The following is a 16,960-nucleotide window of genomic DNA, read 5'->3' as shown; positions in this document are numbered from 1 at the left end:
TCAATGTGCAAACTCCATGCATTTGAGAACACAGAAGGCCTGCATATCGAGAGAAAGATTGGCGCGGTGACGACGCTGATCTACGGCGACGGTGACTACAGAAGCAACCTGGCCGAGCACCTGGAAGTCTTTCTTCCCGCGCTGTACCTGAATCAGGTTAGGTTCTTCTACGATGACCACCACCGCATCTGCAGCTTCTACCTGTGGGCGACCCTGACCGAGGCCGTGGAGCGTCGCGTCGTTTCTCGCAAAAGTTTCTGGCTGCACGAAAGCGAGTGGAACGAAGGAGACAGGATGTGGATAGTCGCCTTTGCGGCCAGGCTGGTGGACGTCAGACATGCGGTCGCGAGCGTTAAGGCCGACTCGCTCCGGCGTAGCCCCATCGTGAAGTCCATGCGTCCGCGGGTGCAGAGGCCGTCACCCGTAAGGGTATGGCAGCAGGATTCGGTAGCGCGCAAGAGCGCCCCAGGTTCGTGAATCGGAAAGTCTCCAGGCCATATGCCCCAGCGCCCGCAGATCGACCCGAGGCTATGCGCGCAGGCCGCGGAGGCCGTTCATCGCATCTAGCCCCGCCACGGACCTATGGATCCTCGACCATCAAAGGCGTGACGGAAATGCTCTCCTGTGCTTCTGACATAGTGCAGGAAGAGTTGGAGCCAGTACTGCCCACCAAAAGCCTGGCGCCAATGGGGCACCTGGATGCCCTGATACAGCAGCGCGTCCCCCACCTCCAAATCCACGCCAATTGGATCTCCGTCGACTTCAATAAAGATTGGCCAAGCCTGTTCGGCGGAGTATCCGATCGTGATCGTTGCGCTGATCTCACAGGCCGGCCTATCGATGTGCCTTTCCAACACGGCACCGTTCGTATAGAATCTCAAATACGAGTAGGATGGTTCCAGAGTCTCCCCAATGACTTCTTCGAACTGCGGCTTGAGAAGTTCAAGCAACGCCTCGCCGCAGCCGTCCGCATATCGGGATGGACAACAAGATTGGCCATCCAGCATGAAGTGACCGCCAGCCTTCAAATGCAATAGTGCATAGCGATGGATCAGGGCCGCAACGTCCCGACTGACCAGGTTCCTGATCACTACGTAGTCCGCCGCTGAATTCATCTCCTTGGCGGCGATGGCGTGCGTCTTCGAGCCCCCTTGCATGCGACGATCGATCCGAAGATCGTCAGTCCCTGCACGCTTCACTACATCGTACATGCGACTGCTCTGACCATCGCCACCCCGGCTTATGATCGCCAGGTAGCGTGCCTGGTCGTCACGGAACGCGACATCAAACTTCAGCCCCATTGCGTTCGCCAGCCTTCCCAGGTCGGTCTCAGCGATATGCAGCCGACCAGAAGGGGGACCTACTTCGCCTTCCACACGAACTTGATACTCAAGATATCCCTCGGGTCTTCCGCTTGCTCTACTCCGCTCTCTATGCTCCGGGGAAGGCGGGTTCGCGGACCTGTAGATATCCGTTGAGTCACAGATCAGAACGCCACCTTCGGTCAGCCTCCCTTCCAGGGATGCGAGGAATGCACCCAGCCTCTCGATAGTCCCAAGCTCACCAAGATTGCTACCGAGCATGAGGATGGTGTCATATCGCTCTCGTGATGGCGCCGTCAGGTCGGCATGTATCGCGTTGTCGAAGCCAATCTCCTTGAGGAAATCGACGCACTCCTCAGAGGGATCCAGAGGAGTCACACTCAACCCAATTTCTCTAAGGTTGCGGGAATAGCGACCTAGTCCAGCCCCAACGTCCAATACTCTTCCAATACACAGATTCAGCGCAGCTCGTCCAATTGGAGCCAGCGCTTGATGCTCACAAAGATCCGAGATCAGTACTGTTCGAACATGTCCATCTTCACGAACCAGCTCGAACGAGGCTTGTTCGTCCCCTGCACGATAATCAGCGATCGCTTTCCCGATAAGGTCTTGCGAGAACTCGGGCTCCGCTCGCTCAGATGACATGACCGTACTCCCTCCGGACTGGAGGCTCGAAACATCCTGCGTGGACATCATTCCACAGCAGCAAGAATCCTGGCTCGTTACGCTACCGAGGAAGCAGGACGGATTCAATGCCATCCAGCTGTTCTAGATGGGGACTGATGCTGACAAAGCTGAATCAACCACGATCGAGGTCGTCGTCTACATAATTCGATTTTCGATGCACACCTCCGACTGTTCTCCCTGCCCTCTTACCGCCTGACCATGTAGCCGAGATTCCCCGCCGCCGCGTCAATGAGATCGGCGATCAACGGATCGGCGAGCATCCGATGGGAATCTGGCGCAGGCGGAAAGGGCTCCTTTCGCAGTGCGCGCTCATTGAGCGCATACGACTCCGCATTGCCGTTCATCGAACTGCAGTACGCGATGCCATCCAGGTCCGGGTAAGCCTCGTGCAGTGAGACGGCCCACAGATGCGCTGGCGCGCGAGGGCCGGAATGGATCGCGGTGGAGGCCCCATGCGCGTGATGACCTCGCCGGTCAGGTCGAGCAGGGTCGGTTCGGCATCGAGTTTCCATACCGCCAGATACGGCTGGTGTTTGTGCACATCCACGACGCGCGTGTCCCGGAACACCTTCGCGAGGCAAGTCTGGACGGCCTTGGCCGCATACAGGACTCCGCGCTCCTGCTGCTCCGCCTTGCCTGCGGCATTGGGCAGGTGATGATCGAATCGCGATCCCGTCGGTCCCCAGTAGCGGAGCTCGTTCCACTTCGTTGGGTGGTCACCGCCGGCAAAGCCGATGCGCGCCAGAACATCGCCCGCCTGCAGCGTCTTCGTAGTGCGCCGCAGGGTCCGCAGGAAGTCGACTTCACCCGTACGCAACAGCCACTCGCGCGGCGAGGTGGGCGCCTCACCCTCCCCCCATGTCAAGTCAGGCGTTGGGGTCAGGAACCACATGGAGAACGCAAGCGGCGAGACCTGATCGCCGACCAAGGCCAGCACCTTGGGAAGTCCCGGCACCTCGGTGCTGCCCTCGAACTGGAACCGCGGGACGCGCTTCTCGCCGTTGAGCTCGATCGCCAGCAGCGTCCGGTCGCGGATGCACTGCCGGATGCGGCTCGGATCCAGGCCCAGCTTCTCCGCCAGTTGCGTCGGCGTATCGGCATCGTGGAACAGGTCGAGGAACGTGGACACGTATCGCGCACGCGCCGTATCGGCGCGCGCGCCGGTCTGATCAGTGGCACGCAGCCCGACAGCCGCCAGGGCCTGCGCCTCGGCAGCGGGCAGGGCCGGGTCGATCGGGTAGATGGTCGGCAGGATCGAGGTGAAGCCGGCCTCAGCAAAGACGCGCTCGGCGATGCGGAGGCGCTCCTTCTCGGGCAGGGCATCCAGGATTTCTCGACGCAGCTTGGACCACGTATTCATCAGCGCGCATCGCTCCCTCGCTGGAAGCGCGCCTGAAGCGCGATCATGTCTGCCAGTCCTCTTTGCAGTGGCGGTGGCACACCACCGTCGGGAGGTCGCGACATTCGCCGGGGCGTCGCCTCGTGGGAGCGACGGAAGTCGCGACGACAACGCCGGGTCGGCGACGCCCGGCGCCATGTCGCGACTTCCGTCGCTCCCACAGCAGGCAGGGGTTCGGCTGCGGCCCTCCCGCATGCGTCGGTTTTCGAGCGAATGCGGAGCGCCGGTGCCGCGGCGCCTTGAATCGGCCACGCCCGACACCCAGTTCGAACGCATGAGTTGCACCCGCGCGTCCCCGCGCAGCGCACCGGAGAACAAGGCAATCCAATCCGTGACCGAACAGCCCTTCCCCCTCGAATCCACCCCCGAAGCCGCCCAGGCTGCGATCCGCGACGAGTTCGCCTTCTTCGGCGACTGGTCCGAGCGCTACCAGTACCTGATCGACCTCGGCCGCAAGCTCCGCGAATTTCCGGAGGAATGGAAGACCGAGGAGCACCGCCTGCACGGCTGCCAGTCGATGGTCTGGATCGTGCCTTCGGGCGATGCGGGGCGGCTGGATTTCGCCGCGGTCAGCGACTCGGCGATCGTCTCCGGCCTCGTCTACCTGGCGCTGCGCGTGTACTCGGGCCGCAGCGCCCGCGAGATCCTCGACACCGATCCGGACTACATCGCCGCGATCGGCCTCGCCAAGCACCTGTCCCCGACCCGCAGCAACGGCCTGGCGGCATTGCTCGCGTACATCCGCGAACAGGCGCAGCGGGCGCTGTCGTAACGGCTGCAAAGGGCGGCCGCGTCCTTCTTCGATCGCCGGACCGCCAAACGAAAGCACCCACCGCTTCCAGGCGGCAGGCGCTCCCATCGGTTCCGCTGCGGCAGGCCCGAAACCGGGACCCAGGCTCTTCCGAATCCCGAATCCCGAATCCCTGCCTTGAGTCAGTCGCCGATCTGCTTCTGCAGATGCTCCCAGCGCTCCTGCTCGTCGATGGTGCGCTCGGCGGTCAGGCGCGCTTCCAGGCGCTCCAGGCCGATCTCCTCGCCCGAATCGACGCTGAAACCGTACTCGCCCGAGTCCACGCGCTTGAGCGTGCTGTCGATCTTGCCGATCAGCTTGCGGTAGCGGTCGCGCGTGCGCAGCTCCAGCGAGTTCTCGGTTTCGCGGGTGGCGCGCTCGGCCTCGTCGCCGACGTCGCGCACTTCCTCCTTGAGGTTCTCGATGGTCTGCTTGGATTCCTCGACCAGGTCGGCGCGCCACTTCAGCAGGCGCTGGCGGAAGTACTCGAGCTGCAACGGCCCCATGTACTCCTCGTCCGCGGCCGGGCGGTAGCCCTCCGGCAGGATCGGGCGGCCGGTTTCCGGATCGGTCTTGTACGGGATCGTCCGGTACTTGGTCTTGGGCGCGGGCGCGGAAGGCCTGGCGGCCACGGCCACGGCCACCTTGCCGACCGGGCGCTTGACCGCCGGCCTGGCCGGTGCCGGAGCGGCAGGCGCCTTGGTCGATGCCGTCTTGGCGGTCTTCTTCGGCGCGACCTTCTTTGCCACGTTCGCGGCCTTGGCTGCGGGCTTCTTCTGCGCCGGCGCTTTCGAGGCGGCCTTGGCCGGTACCGGCTTGGGCGCCGCCTTCCTGGCCGGCACGGCCTTCTTCGCCGGCGCCTTCTTGGCGGCCGGCTTCTTCGCGGCCGCCTTCTTCACGGCGGCCTTCTTCACCGGTGCGGCGGCCTTCTTCGGCGGCGCCTTGCCGGCGGCGGCCTTCGTGGCGGCCTTCTTTGCCGGCGCCTTCTTCGGTGCGGCCTTCTTCGCAGCGGCGGCGTGCTTCGCCGCAGCCTTCTTCGGGGCCACCTTCTTCGAGGTCTTCTTCGCGGGTTTCTTCACTGCCACGTCGTTGTGTCCTTGCGGATTCCCTTGGAATGGGGAAGCGCGCTGTTATACCCTGCCGGGACTGCATCGGCAACCGCGATCCTCCTTTTTTTCGCCGTGCAGGAGCCGTGATAGAACGTCTGCTCATCGCCCTGCTGCGCCTGTACAAACGCTGGCTGAGCCCGCTGCTGGGGCCGCGCTGCCGTTTCGTGCCGACCTGCTCGGAATACGCGATGACCGCCATAGCGCGCTATGGCGCCCTCAAGGGCGGCTGGCTGGCCCTGCGCCGGATCGGCCGCTGCCACCCGCTGCACCCGGGCGGGCACGACCCGGTCCCTCCCCCACCCACGGAAAACGCCCGATGACCGACACCCCCGACACGCTGATCGTCAACGCCCGGCTGGTCAACGAAGGCCGCGAGACCGACGGCGACCTGCGCATCTCGCAGGGCCGCATCGCCGAAATCGGAACCGGCCTGTCCGCGCGCGCGCGCGACGCCGTGATCGACGCCGGCGGCCGGCGGCTGCTGCCGGGCATGATCGACGACCAGGTGCACTTCCGCGAGCCGGGGCTGGAGTACAAGGCCGACATCGCCACCGAGTCTGGCGCGGCGGTCGCCGGCGGCCTGACCAGCTTCATGGACATGCCCAATACCAGCCCGCCGACGCTCGACCGCGACGCGCTGGAGAACAAGTACGCGCGCGCCGCCGGCCGCGCGCGCGGCAACTACGGCTTCTATTTCGGCGCCAGCAACGACAACCTCGACAACGTGCGCACGCTCGACCCATACGCCGCGCCCGGCGTCAAGGTGTTCATGGGCGCCTCCACCGGCAACATGCTGGTGGACGATCCGGACACGCTGGACGGCATCTTCCGCGAGACCCCGGTGCCGATCATCACCCACTGCGAGGACACGCCGATGATCGAGGCGGAGCTCGCGCGCTACCGGGAGAAGTACGGCGACGACATTCCCGCCCGCTGCCATCCCGACATCCGCTCGCGCGAGGCCTGCATCAAGTCGACGCGGCTGGCGCTGGCGCTGGCGAAACGCCACGGCACGCGCCTGCACGTGCTGCACATCTCCACCGCCGACGAGCTGGCGCTGTTCGAGCGCGGCCCGCTGGTGGACGCCGACGGCGTGCGCAAGCGCATCACCGCCGAGACCTGCGTGCATTTCCTGCGCTTCGAGCGCGACGACTACGATCGCCTCGGCCACCTGATCAAGTGCAACCCGGCGATCAAGGACGCGTCCGACCGCGCCGCGCTGCTGCGCGCGATCGCCGACGACGTCATCGACGTGCTCGCCACCGACCACGCCCCGCACACGCTCGAGGAAAAGCAGCATCCCTACGTGCGCGCGCCGAGCGGCCTGCCGCTGGTGCAGTTTGCGCTCAACGCCGCGCTCGAATGCGTGCACGAAGGCCATTTCGACGCCGCAACGGTCGTGCAGAAGTTCGCCCACGCGCCGGCGCAGCTGTTCGACGTGAAGGAGCGGGGCTTCCTGCGGGAGGGCTACTGGGCCGACCTGGTGCTGGTCGAGGACGCGCCGTTCACGGTGCGCCGCGAGCAGGTGCTGTCGAAGTGCGGCTGGTCGCCGTTCGAGGGCGCCACGTTCCGCAGCCGCGTCGCCTCGACCTGGGTCAACGGCACGCTGGCCTGGGACGGCGAGCGCCTGGTCGGCGACCCGCAGGGGCGGCGGCTGGAGTTCGACCGTTGAGGCACCTGGCTTGCGCGCTGCTCGCGCTCGCCGGCATCCTCGCTCCGGGCCTGGCGTTGGCGCAGGCCGCCGGCGACGACCGCATCGTGTTTCCGGCCAGCGTGCAGCAGGGCGCGATGGTGATCGGCAAGGTCCCCGCCGACAGTCGCGTGGAGTATGCCGGCCGCACCTTGCGGGTCACCGGCTACGGCAGCGTGGTGCTGGGGATCGGCCGCGATGCACAGGGTCCGGCCGAGATCGCGGTGACCCGGCCCGACGGCAGCCGCGAGACCGCGCGCATCGCGATCGCGCCGCGCGACTGGCCGGTCGAGCGCGTCAGCGGCGTGCCGCCGAAGACCGTCGACCCGCCGCCGGCGATCGCCGAACGCATCCGCCGCGAACAGGCGCGCGTCGCCGCGGCGCGGACCCGCGACGATGATCGTGCCGATTTCGCCCAGCGCTTCGCCTGGCCGGTCGAGGGCCGCATCAGCGGCCGCTTCGGCAACCAGCGCGTCTACAACGGCAAGCCAGGCTCGGCGCATTCGGGCATGGACATCGCCGTGCCGTCCGGGACTCCGGTCAGGGCGCCGGCGGCGGGCATGGTCACCTTCGCCGACGCCGACCTGTACCTGACCGGCGGCACCGTGCTGCTCGACCACGGCCATGGCATCAGTTCCAACTTCCTGCACCTGTCGCGGATCGACGTGCGGCCCGGCGACCGGGTCGAGCAGGGCCAGGTGATCGGCGCTGTCGGCGCGACCGGGCGCGCGACGGGGCCGCATTTGCATTGGGGGATGAGCTGGTTCGACGTGCGCATCGATCCCCTATTGGTACTCGAAAGAACTCGGTAGGCTCTGCCACTTGTTCGCCTGCACCGCGCGCGGCGGCGCGTTCAACGTCATCGACAGACATGTTTCTGCCTGGCGCGGTTCGACGTGCGCATCGATCCCCTGCTGGTACTCGAAAGAACCCAGTAGGGTTCTGCCGCTGTTCGCCTACGCCCCGCGCGGCGGCGCGGTCGACTCGACGTCATCGACAGCCGTGGCAGCTCTTGTGGGAGCGACGGAAGTCGCGACGGGCAGCACGCGCAGTCGCGACTTCCCGGCGGCGGCATGCCGCCGCCACTCCCACAGGGGGGCCAGGCGAGGCGCGCATCCGCCTCTCCCTTCCGCGCCTGTTTACTCTCCCGCGCGGCGCTCAGCCGGTGACCCGGGCCACTGCGTCGTGGGCGTGCAGGCTCTCGAAATGGGCCACCCGGGCGTCGAAACGGGCGATGCGCTCGTCCGCCGACAACACCGCGGCGACGCGGCGCGCGGCGTCCTCGCAGAACATCAGGTTCTCGGCATTGAGGCGGGCGAAGGCCTGCTCGTCCTCGCGCTTGACCGCGGTCTGCACCGGAGTGGCGAGCGCGGACTCGAGTGCGTCGACCAGCGCGACCAGCGGAATCTCGTCGAACGCCGGGCGCAGTTCGACCCGCACGTCGGCGCGGCTGCGCTGCGCGTGCGGGGTAGCCGCCAGTCCGCGTTCGGACGCCAGCCACTCGCCGACCACGGCCGCCGACAGCGGCCGCGCCGTGGCGAAATCCTCGGTGAAGCGCGCGGCGTTGAGCTGGCGCGACAGCGCCGCCGAGGCCGGACAGGTACTGGAATACTCGACCGAGAACCGAAGCTCCAGGCGGAAATGGCCCGCGGCCAACGTCGCCTCCAGTTCCACCGGGTAGTTCTTCCAGCCGGCATGGTGGCTGGCCAGCGCCGCGCGCCGCAGCAGGTGCTCGTAGCGCAGGGTCACGCGCGCCGAGGTCGACAGCCCGCGCTGCGACTCCACCAGGTCCTGCAGCACGCGGCGCAGGCCGGCCGGTGTCAGCGCCTCGCCGGCGAAGGCGTCCTGCAGGCGCAAGTAGAGCCGCGACATGTGGATGCCACGCGCCTCGGCGGCGCGCAAATCGACCGCGACGTCGACCGAAGCGGGGACCTGCACGAAGCCGCCGTCCTGTGCCGGCAGGCGCAGCGGCAGCGCGATGCGCTCCATGCCCACCCAGTCCAGCGGGCGCGCGGCGAAGGCGGCCTCGTCGGCGACGTCGGGCAGCATGCGGGGGGTGGAGTCGTTCAAATGCGGGGCTCGTGGCGGCGGAACGGCGGCCGAAAAGGCCGCACATAGTGTAGCGGCCATCGTCCGGGGCCCGGCGAAACACTGCGTTGTACGCAGGCCGGTCCGGCGGTCACCGCCCGCCCCGCGCCGCCCGCCAGGCCAGCGGCAGGACCCGCCAGGCCGGCAGCGGGCGCGTGGGCGTTTCGCTCTCCAGGGCGCGCAGCCGCGCGTGCAGCAATGCCGCCTGGATGCGGCGCGCGCGCGGCGCGCGCGGCGTGCGTGGCCAATGCCGGCGCAGCCACAGTGCCTCGGAACCCTGGCCGGCGAGCAACACGCGTTCGCCGACCAGACACCGGGCCAGCGCGTCGGCCTGGGCGGCGGCGAGGTCCGCGTTCGCTTCGCCGCCGAGCAGCGCCGTTTCGCAGGCGGCGGCCGCACTGGCCAGGCCCGTCAACGCCTCCAGGGTAGCCGCCGCGCCCAGCTCGCGCGTGGCCGGCAATGCGTTCAGGGTCCGCCCCAGGGTTTCCCAGGGGGCCGTCTGCCGTTGCAGGCAGATCCCCAGCGGATGCCGGCGGGCGCCCCGCGACCATCCCCGCAGCTCCTCCCGCCACCAGGCGAGCTTGGCCAGGCCCGGGGTCGGATCGGCGCCGCGCCAGGCGGCATCGCCCAGTTCCTGCAGCAGCGCGAACCAGGCCACGGCCGTCGCACGCTGCGATTCCGGTACGAAGGCAGCAGCCACCTGCCACTCCGGCCAGCGCGCGCGCCATTTGTCGACGAAGCTCGCCGCGTCCGTTGCGTTCATGTCTTCGATCATGGGGGAGCTGCCGCCCGCGACACTCAGGCCTGGCGCGCGGTCACTGCGCCGGACCGGGCCGGCCCGCGCAACCGCGGCCAGCACGCCGGCGCCAGCAGGTCCGTCGGCGATTCGGCCATCAGGTCGCCGCGCCACGCCACCGGGTCGTCCTCCCGCAGGCGATAGCCCCACAGCGCCACCACCGAGGCCATGCCGGCCGCACGGGCGGCGGCGATGTCGCGCTCGTCGTCGCCGACATAGACGCAGTCGGCCGGCGCCAGCCCGATCTTGTCGGCCGCGTGCAGCAACGGCAGCGGGTGCGGCTTGCGCTCGGCGAGCGTGTCGCCGCCGACCAGCACCGCGCAGCGCGACGCCCAGCCCAGTTGCGGCAGGATCTCCCGCGCCAGATACTCGGGCTTGTTGGTCACGATGCCCCAGCGGCAGCCGGCCGTCTCCAGCGCGGCGAGCATGGCCTCGACGCCGTCGAACGGGGCACTGTGGCGGCCCAGTTCCTGCCGGTACACGTCGAGGAACTCGGGCACGAGGTCGGGAATCCTTTCCGGCGCGATGTCCGGGAATGCGGCGGCCGCCATCGCCCGCGCGCCGCGCGAGACCCGCGGCCGCAGGCCGGCCAGCGGCATCGGCGGCAGCCCGCGATCGCCGCGCATGCGGTTCACCGTCGCCAGCATGTCGGGCGCGCTGTCGAGCAGGGTGCCGTCGAGATCGAACAGCGCCCCGCGCGGGAAGCCGGACGCATCCGCCGCGGTCACCGGCCCTGCCCTACCCGGCATCGCCGGCCCCCGGCTTGCGCGCGCAGGCGAGGTAGTTGACGTCGGTGCGTCGGCTCAGGCGCGCGGCGTTGCGCCACGGCTCGTAGGCCATGCCGCTGACGTCCTCCAGTTCGAGCCCGGTGGCGCGCAGCCAGGCGGCGAGTTCGGACGGACGGATGAAGTCGCGGTACTGGTGGGTGCCCCGCGGCAGCAGCCGCGCGATGTATTCGGCGCCGACGATGGCCAGCGCGAACGCCGCCGGCGTACGGTTGAGGGTCGAGACGAACAGGCGGCCGCCCGGACGCAACAGGGTGGCGCAGGCGGCGAGCACCGCGGCCGGGTCCGGCACGTGCTCGAGCATTTCCATGCAGGTCACGGCATCGAAGCCCGCGGGACGCTCCTCGGCCAGGGTTTCCACCGCTTTCAACTGGTAGTCGACCTGTACCCCGGACTCGAGACCGTGCAGCTTCGCCACCTTGATCAGGTCCGGCGCCAGGTCGATCGCGGTCACCCGTGCGCCGGCGCCGGCCAGCGCCTCGCTCAGCAGTCCGCCGCCGCAGCCGACGTCCAGCACCTCGGCATCCTTCAGCCCCGTCCGGGCGGCGACATAGTCCAGGCGCACCGGGTTGAGCGCGTGCAGCGGCTTCTGCGGACCTTCCGGATCCCACCAGCGGCCGGCCAGCGCGGCGAACTTGTCGAGCTCGGCCTGGCGGAAGTTTGGCGGCGGATCGGCGGTGGAGCGGTTCGTGTTCGTCATCGCGGAGGTCTTCCGTCTCGGTTGTAGGAGGGGCTTCAGCCCCGACCGCGTGCGGACAGCCATCCACCACGGTTGTTCACCTTCGCAACGCGCGGCGGCGCGTTCTTCATGGTCGCCGCCGATGGTTTCTGCCTGGCGCGGGCTGAAGCCCCTCCTACAGGGGGTCGGGGTGGATGGCGGCGATCCGCTCGCGCCACTGCCGCGCGTTGGCGACCAGCGCGGCGGGGTCCAGATCGACCAGCACGCGCGCCGACAGCCTGGCGCGGCCGGCGATCCAGACGTCGGTCACCTGGTGCCGGCCGGTGGCGTAGACCAGCTGCGAGAACACATGGTGCAGCGGCTGCGTCTCCAGCGCCGACAGGTCCACGCAGGCCAGGTCGGCCTGCTTGCCGGGCTCGATCGAGCCGACCAGGTGGTCGAAGCCCATCGCCTTCGCGCCCCCCAGCGTGGCCGCGCGCAGCGCGCTGGCGGCACTGAATGCGGCGGCATCGTCGGCGACCGCCTTGGCCAGGATCGCCGCGGTCCGGGTCTCGCCGAACATGTCGAGGTCGTTGTTGCTGGCGCAGCCGTCGGTGCCGATCGCAAGGTTCACCCCGGCGCGCTCCAGCGCGCAGACCGGGCAGAAGCCCGAGGCCAGCTTGAGGTTGGATTCCGGGCAGTGCACCACCGACACGCCGCGCTCGGCGCACAGGTGGATCTCGGCCTCGGTCGCCTGGGTCATGTGCACCGCGATCAGGCGGTCGTTGACCAGGCCCAGGCGGTCCAGGCGCGCGAGCGGCCGCTGGCCGTGCTCCTTCTGCGACTGCGCGACCTCCTGCGCGGTCTCGTGCAGGTGCAGGTGCACCGGCACATCGAGCTGGTCGGCGAGCATGCGGATGCGCTCGAAATTGGCGTCGTTGACGGTGTACGGCGCATGCGGCGCGAACGCGGTGCCGATCAGCGCATCGCCGCGCCACTGGTCGTGGACCTCGCCGGCACGGTCGAAGTACTCGTCGTCGCTCCTGGCCCACGCCGTCGGGAAGTCGATCACCGGCAGGCCGACGCGGGCACGGAAGCCGTAGCGCTTGTAGGTGGCCGCCTGCACGTCGGGAAAGAAGTAGTTCTCGTTGACGCAGGTGGTGCCGCCGCGGAGCATCTCGGCGATCGCCAGGGTGACGCCGTCGGCGACGAACTCCGGCCCGATCACCGCGCCCTCGACCGGCCAGATGTGCTCCTGCAGCCAGACCTTCAGCGGCAGGTCGTCGGCGACCCCGCGCAGCAGCGTCATCGGATTGTGGGCATGGGCGTTGACCAGGCCCGGGATCAGCGCCGCGTCCGGGCGCGACACGGTTTCCAGCGGCGCGAACCGCGCACGCGCCTCGGCGGTCGGCAGCAGCGCCAGGATGACGCCGTCGCGGATCGCGACGGCATGATCGTCCAGCACCACCCCGTGCGGCTCGACCGGGACGACGTGGCCGGCCTCGATGAGGAGGTCGCAGGGCTGGGGGGTGGCTTCGGCCGTCATTGGTACCTTCTTTAGCTTGTGCGTCGTTCCCGCGCAGGCGGGAACCCATGGACTTTGCTCTCGGGTCTTTGCGGAGGAACTATAGAAGCAACGTCCATGGATCCCCGCTTGCGCGGGGATGACGATCCGGCCAGCCGTGGCCGCTCTGCGGCCACGGCTGGCCGGATCGTCACTTCACCCGGCTGACGTACTCGCCGGACCGAGTGTCGACCTTGATCACCTCGTCCTGGCCGACGAACAACGGTACCCGCACCACCGCGCCGGTTTCCAGCGTGGCCGGCTTGCCGCCGCCACCGGAGGTATCGCCGCGCACGCCCGGGTCGGTCTCGGCGATCTGCAGCTCGACGAAGTTCGGCGGCGTGACCTGGATCGGGGTGCCGTTCCACAGGGTCACCACGCAGGCCTCTTCGCCCTTGAGCCATTTCTCGGCGCCGGCCATGCCGGACTTGTCGGCCTGCACCTGCTCGAACGACTCGGGATTCATGAAGTGCCAGTACTCGCCGTCGCTGTACAGGTACTGCATGTCGGTGTCGACCACGTCGGCCGCCTCGACCGAGTCGGTGGACTTCATGGTGACTTCCTGCACCCGCCCGGAGCGGATCAGGCGGTACTTCACCCGGGTGAAGGCCTGGCCCTTGCCCGGCTTGACGTATTCGGTGTCGGTGATGATCGCGGGCTCGCCGTTGACCAGGATCTTCATCCCGTTCTTGACGTCGTTCATGCCGTAGCTGGCCATCGTTGCTCCTGCGGTGCCGCCACGCGGGCGGATAGAATGTCGGATCGGCAGCCGAAAACCGGCTGCGGCTGAAAACTAGCCCGACATGATACCCGCAGCCCCCCTACAGATGCAGCCGCGACGCTGGCAGCAGGCCTGGCGCGAGGCGGTGCGCGATCCCCGCGAACTGCTGGCGATGCTCGGCCTGGAGCAGGCGGCGCTACAGGTCTCGCCCGCCGCGGCGGCGCAATTCCCGCTGCGGGTGCCGCGCGGCTTCGTCGCCCGCATGCGCCATGGCGATCCGCACGACCCGTTGCTGCGGCAGGTCCTGCCGTTGGACGAGGAGATGCGCCCGGTCGCCGGATTCGACTTCGACGCGGTCGGCGACGGCGCCGCCCGCGCCGGCCGCGGCGTGATCCGCAAGTACCGCGGCCGCGCCCTGCTGATCGCCACCGGCAGCTGCGCGGTGCACTGCCGCTACTGTTTTCGCCGCCACTTTCCCTACGCCGAGGAAACCGCCGCCGCCGCGGGCTGGAGCGAGGCGCTCGCCACGATCCGCGCCGACGCCTCGATCGACGAGGTGATCCTGTCCGGCGGCGATCCGCTGTCGCTGGCCACGCCGAAGCTGGCCGAGCTCACCGCGGCGCTGGCGGGCATCGGCCACGTCCGCCGCCTGCGCCTGCACACCCGGCTGCCGGTGGTGCTGCCCGAGCGCATCGACGCCGGGCTCACGACGTGGCTGGCCGCCCTGCCCTGGCCGGTGGCCGTGGTGCTGCACGCCAATCACGCCAACGAGTTCGACGCCACGGTGGATGCGGCCATGGCGCGCCTGCGCGACGCCGGAGCCACGCTGCTCAACCAGGCGGTGCTGCTGCGCGGGGTCAACGACTCGGTCGAGGCCCTGGCCGAGCTGGGTGAGCGCGGCTTCGCCGCCGGCGTGCTGCCCTATTACCTGCATCAGCTCGACCGCGTCGCCGGCGCCGCGCATTTCGACGTCCCGGACGCCCGGGCGCGGGTGCTGCACGCGGCGCTGCGCCGCCGGCAATCCGGCTACCTGGTGCCGAAACTGGTCCGCGAGGTGGCCGGCGATGCGTCCAAGCGCCCACTCTGACCGTCCCGGCATGGACGCCGGGCGCGCCGGCATGGCATAACCGTCGGCCACCGGGGAGGACCGAATGCCGAAGAATCTCGACAACGCCCTGCGGTTGATGGTGGTCGACGACAGCATGGAGGACGCCGAAACCATCGTCAGCGGACTGCGCAACGCCGGCATTCCGGTGCGGCCCTTGCGTCCCGCATCCGCCGACGAGCTCGCCACCATGCTCGGGAGCCAGAGCATCGACCTGGTGCTGGCCTCGCAGAAGTCCACCGCCGTCCCGCTGGCCGAGGTGGCCCAGCGCGTACAGTCCAGCGGCAAGGACCTCCCGCTGATCGCGGTGGTCGACGCCATCGACGACGGGACCTTCGCCGAGACCCACGGGCTGGGGGTCCGCCGGATCGCGCTGCGCGGCAAGCCGCAGCTGCTGTTGAACGCCGTCCGCGACGAGTGGGCCGACCTCGACGCCCGGCGCATGCTGCGCCGGCTGGAAGCCCGGGTACGCGAAACCGAGCGTCGCTGCGATGCGCTGATCGAGTCCTCGCGCGACCCGATCGCCTATGTCCACGAGGGCATGCATATCCGCGCCAACGCGGCGTACCTGGAGATGTTCGGGCACGAATCGTTCGAGGACGTCGAGGGCATGTCGCTGCTGGACATGGTCGCCCCGCATCATCTCGAGGACTTCAAGGCACTGCTCAAGAGGATCGGCAAGGGCGAGCCGCCGCCGCCGCGCTACGAGTTGCAGGCGCGCGATGCCGACGGCAACGCGTTCCCCGCCTCGATGGAATTCACGCCGGCGCAGTACGAGGGCGAGTCCTGCCTGCAGGTCGTGTTCCGACGCGAGGAGGTCGATCCCGAACTCGCGCGGCAGGTCGAGGAGCTGCGCCAGCGCGACCAGGTGACCGGGCTGCTCAACCGGCCGACCTTCCTGCGCGCGCTGGAGGACGCGGTCAGCGATGCCGCGCAGAAGGACGGACAGCACGGCCTGCTGCTGCTGGAGCCGGACCACTACCAGCGCCTGCTGCAGGAGATGGGGCTGGACGCCGCCGACGCCATGCTCGCCGCGATCGCCCAGCGGCTGCAGGGCGTGCTGGACGAACGGGCGCTGGCCGCGCGCTACTCCGAGCACCGCCTGGCGGTGCTGCTGCGCGGCGCCGACTACGCCGCCACCACGGCGTTGGCCGAGCGTATCCTCGGCGCCTTCTCCTCGCACGTGTTCACCATCGGCACCCACTCCAGCACGATCACCGCCAGCATCGGCGGCGTGCAGATCGGCGAAAAGATCGCCAGTCTCGGCCAGGTCCTGGCCAAGGCGGACGCGGGCGTGCAATCGTCGCTCGGGGTCGGCGGCAACCGCTACGAGATCTTCGATCCGGCCGCCGCCGACCGCGCCGAGGAGGAGCACGTGCAGGCCTGGGTCACGCGCCTGCGCGATGCGCTCGACCACGAGGGATTCGTGCTGCACTACCATCCGGTGATCAGCCTGCAGGCCGACACCGGCGCCGTCTACGAGGCGCTGCTGCGCCTGGACGCCGGCGAGGGCGAGCTGGTCAAGCCGCTGTCGTTCCTGCAGATCGCCGAGGAGCACGGCCTGCTGTGGGAGATCGACCACCATGTGGTCGGCCAGGCGATCGCCCGCATCGGCGAAAGCATCCGCGCCGGCACGCCGACGACCCTGCTGGTCGAGGTGAGCCAGGCGTCCCTGCACGACGACAGCCTGGTGCGCTACATCGGCGAACAGCTGAGCAGGCACAGCGTCCCCGGCGAATACCTGGTGCTGCAGCTGCCGGAGGCCAAGGTGTTCACCCATCTCAAGGCCACCCAGGACTTCGCCACCGCCATCGGCAAGTACGACTGCCGGCTGGCGCTGGCGCAGTTCGGCGTCGGCCTGGATTCGTTCCAGCTGCTCGCCCACCTGCAGCCGCACCTGCTCAAGCTCGACCGCAGCTTCACCGAGGACCTGGTGCAGACCCCGGACAACCAGAAGCGCATCCAGGAGATCGCCGAGAAGGCGCGCGAACTCGGCATCCGCACCATCGCCGAGCAGGTGCAGGATGCAGCGAGCATGTCGATCCTGTTCTCGGCCGGCGTCGATTACGTGCAGGGCAGCTTCCTGGCCGAGCCGGGGCCGTTGATGAACTACGACTTTGAGTGAGTGGCCGGGAATCGGGAATCGGGAATCGGGAATCGGGAATCGGGAAAGCAGCGACACACCGTCCGGCAGCCTGTCAACCGTTTATCCCTGCGCAAGCCGGGATCCAGTGTGCCGTTGCGGT

General features: G+C 68.7%; 16 protein-coding genes. 7 read left to right on the top strand and 9 right to left on the bottom strand.

What is annotated here, in order from left to right; all coding sequences use genetic code 11:
* Nucleotides 1–3: 3 nt before the first annotated feature.
* Complete coding sequence (locus tag U3649_RS11220; protein WP_407351414.1) at nt 4–477, top strand: toxin-activating lysine-acyltransferase; 474 nt, start codon at nt 4–6, stop codon at nt 475–477.
* An 86-nt stretch (nt 478–563) separates the two neighbouring features.
* Here U3649_RS11220 and U3649_RS11215 read toward each other — a convergent pair whose 3' ends face one another.
* Nucleotides 564–1,967: a class I SAM-dependent methyltransferase gene (locus U3649_RS11215; protein WP_407351413.1), complete on the bottom strand. Its 1,404-nt coding sequence runs from the start codon at nt 1,965–1,967 to the stop codon at nt 564–566.
* Between the two features lie 382 nt (nt 1,968–2,349).
* Nucleotides 2,350–3,369, bottom strand: coding sequence for a hypothetical protein (locus U3649_RS11210; RefSeq protein WP_407351412.1), 1,020 nt, complete (start codon nt 3,367–3,369; stop codon nt 2,350–2,352).
* A gap of 370 nt (nt 3,370–3,739) precedes the next feature.
* On the opposite strand from U3649_RS11210, the gene U3649_RS11205 reads away from it, so the two are divergent.
* Nucleotides 3,740–4,180 (top strand): SufE family protein, encoded by a 441-nt coding sequence (locus U3649_RS11205; protein WP_407351411.1) that lies wholly within the window; start codon nt 3,740–3,742, stop codon nt 4,178–4,180.
* Between the two features lie 161 nt (nt 4,181–4,341).
* Here U3649_RS11205 and dksA read toward each other — a convergent pair whose 3' ends face one another.
* Complete coding sequence (gene dksA / locus U3649_RS11200; RefSeq protein WP_407351410.1) at nt 4,342–5,283, bottom strand: RNA polymerase-binding protein DksA; 942 nt, start codon at nt 5,281–5,283, stop codon at nt 4,342–4,344.
* 107 nt (nt 5,284–5,390) lie between these two features.
* On the opposite strand from dksA, the gene yidD reads away from it, so the two are divergent.
* From yidD to U3649_RS11185, 3 genes are read left to right on the top strand one after another with little or no spacing between them, the layout of a single operon-like run.
* Entirely contained in the window at nt 5,391–5,627 is a 237-nt protein-coding gene (yidD, locus tag U3649_RS11195) for a membrane protein insertion efficiency factor YidD (RefSeq protein WP_407351409.1), read from the top strand.
* Entirely contained in the window at nt 5,624–6,979 is a 1,356-nt protein-coding gene (locus U3649_RS11190; RefSeq protein WP_407351408.1) for a dihydroorotase, read from the top strand. Before yidD ends, U3649_RS11190 begins: the two co-directional genes overlap by 4 nt.
* 17 nt (nt 6,980–6,996) lie before the next feature.
* Nucleotides 6,997–7,809 carry a M23 family metallopeptidase gene (locus U3649_RS11185; protein ID WP_407354599.1) on the top strand — a complete coding sequence of 271 codons (813 nt, stop codon included), beginning with the start codon at nt 6,997–6,999 and terminating at the stop codon, nt 7,807–7,809.
* 346 nt (nt 7,810–8,155) lie between these two features.
* Here the strand turns inward: U3649_RS11185 and folE2 are convergent, their stop codons facing one another.
* The 6 genes from folE2 to efp all read right to left on the bottom strand — a co-directional run bounded on the left by folE2 (nt 8,156) and on the right by efp (nt 13,606).
* Complete coding sequence (folE2, locus tag U3649_RS11180) at nt 8,156–9,046, bottom strand: GTP cyclohydrolase FolE2 (protein ID WP_407351407.1); 891 nt, start codon at nt 9,044–9,046, stop codon at nt 8,156–8,158.
* A 130-nt stretch (nt 9,047–9,176) separates the two neighbouring features.
* A complete protein-coding gene (locus U3649_RS11175; protein WP_407351406.1) occupies nt 9,177–9,848 on the bottom strand; it encodes a phytoene/squalene synthase family protein in 672 nt (223 codons plus the stop codon).
* 35 nt (nt 9,849–9,883) lie between these two features.
* Nucleotides 9,884–10,630 (bottom strand): phosphoglycolate phosphatase, encoded by a 747-nt coding sequence (locus U3649_RS11170; protein ID WP_407351405.1) that lies wholly within the window; start codon nt 10,628–10,630, stop codon nt 9,884–9,886.
* Nucleotides 10,620–11,366, bottom strand: a complete 747-nt coding sequence (ubiG, locus tag U3649_RS11165; RefSeq protein WP_407351404.1) for a bifunctional 2-polyprenyl-6-hydroxyphenol methylase/3-demethylubiquinol 3-O-methyltransferase UbiG — start codon at nt 11,364–11,366, stop codon at nt 10,620–10,622. Before ubiG ends, U3649_RS11170 begins: the two co-directional genes overlap by 11 nt.
* A gap of 154 nt (nt 11,367–11,520) precedes the next feature.
* A complete protein-coding gene (locus U3649_RS11160; protein WP_407351403.1) occupies nt 11,521–12,870 on the bottom strand; it encodes a TRZ/ATZ family hydrolase in 1,350 nt (449 codons plus the stop codon).
* Nucleotides 12,871–13,039: 169 nt separating this feature from the next.
* Nucleotides 13,040–13,606, bottom strand: a complete 567-nt coding sequence (gene efp, locus U3649_RS11155; RefSeq protein ID WP_407351402.1) for an elongation factor P — start codon at nt 13,604–13,606, stop codon at nt 13,040–13,042.
* An 85-nt stretch (nt 13,607–13,691) separates the two neighbouring features.
* Between efp and epmB the strand changes: the two genes are divergently transcribed.
* Nucleotides 13,692–14,696 (top strand): EF-P beta-lysylation protein EpmB, encoded by a 1,005-nt coding sequence (epmB, locus tag U3649_RS11150; RefSeq protein ID WP_407351401.1) that lies wholly within the window; start codon nt 13,692–13,694, stop codon nt 14,694–14,696.
* 64 nt (nt 14,697–14,760) lie between these two features.
* A complete protein-coding gene (locus U3649_RS11145; RefSeq protein WP_407351400.1) occupies nt 14,761–16,839 on the top strand; it encodes an EAL domain-containing protein in 2,079 nt (692 codons plus the stop codon).
* Nucleotides 16,840–16,960: the final 121 nt, after the last annotated feature.

The organism is Luteimonas sp. R10, assembly GCF_045689605.1.
Classification (GTDB): domain Bacteria; phylum Pseudomonadota; class Gammaproteobacteria; order Xanthomonadales; family Xanthomonadaceae; genus Luteimonas.
This window is presented reverse-complemented; position numbering and strand designations above follow the sequence as displayed.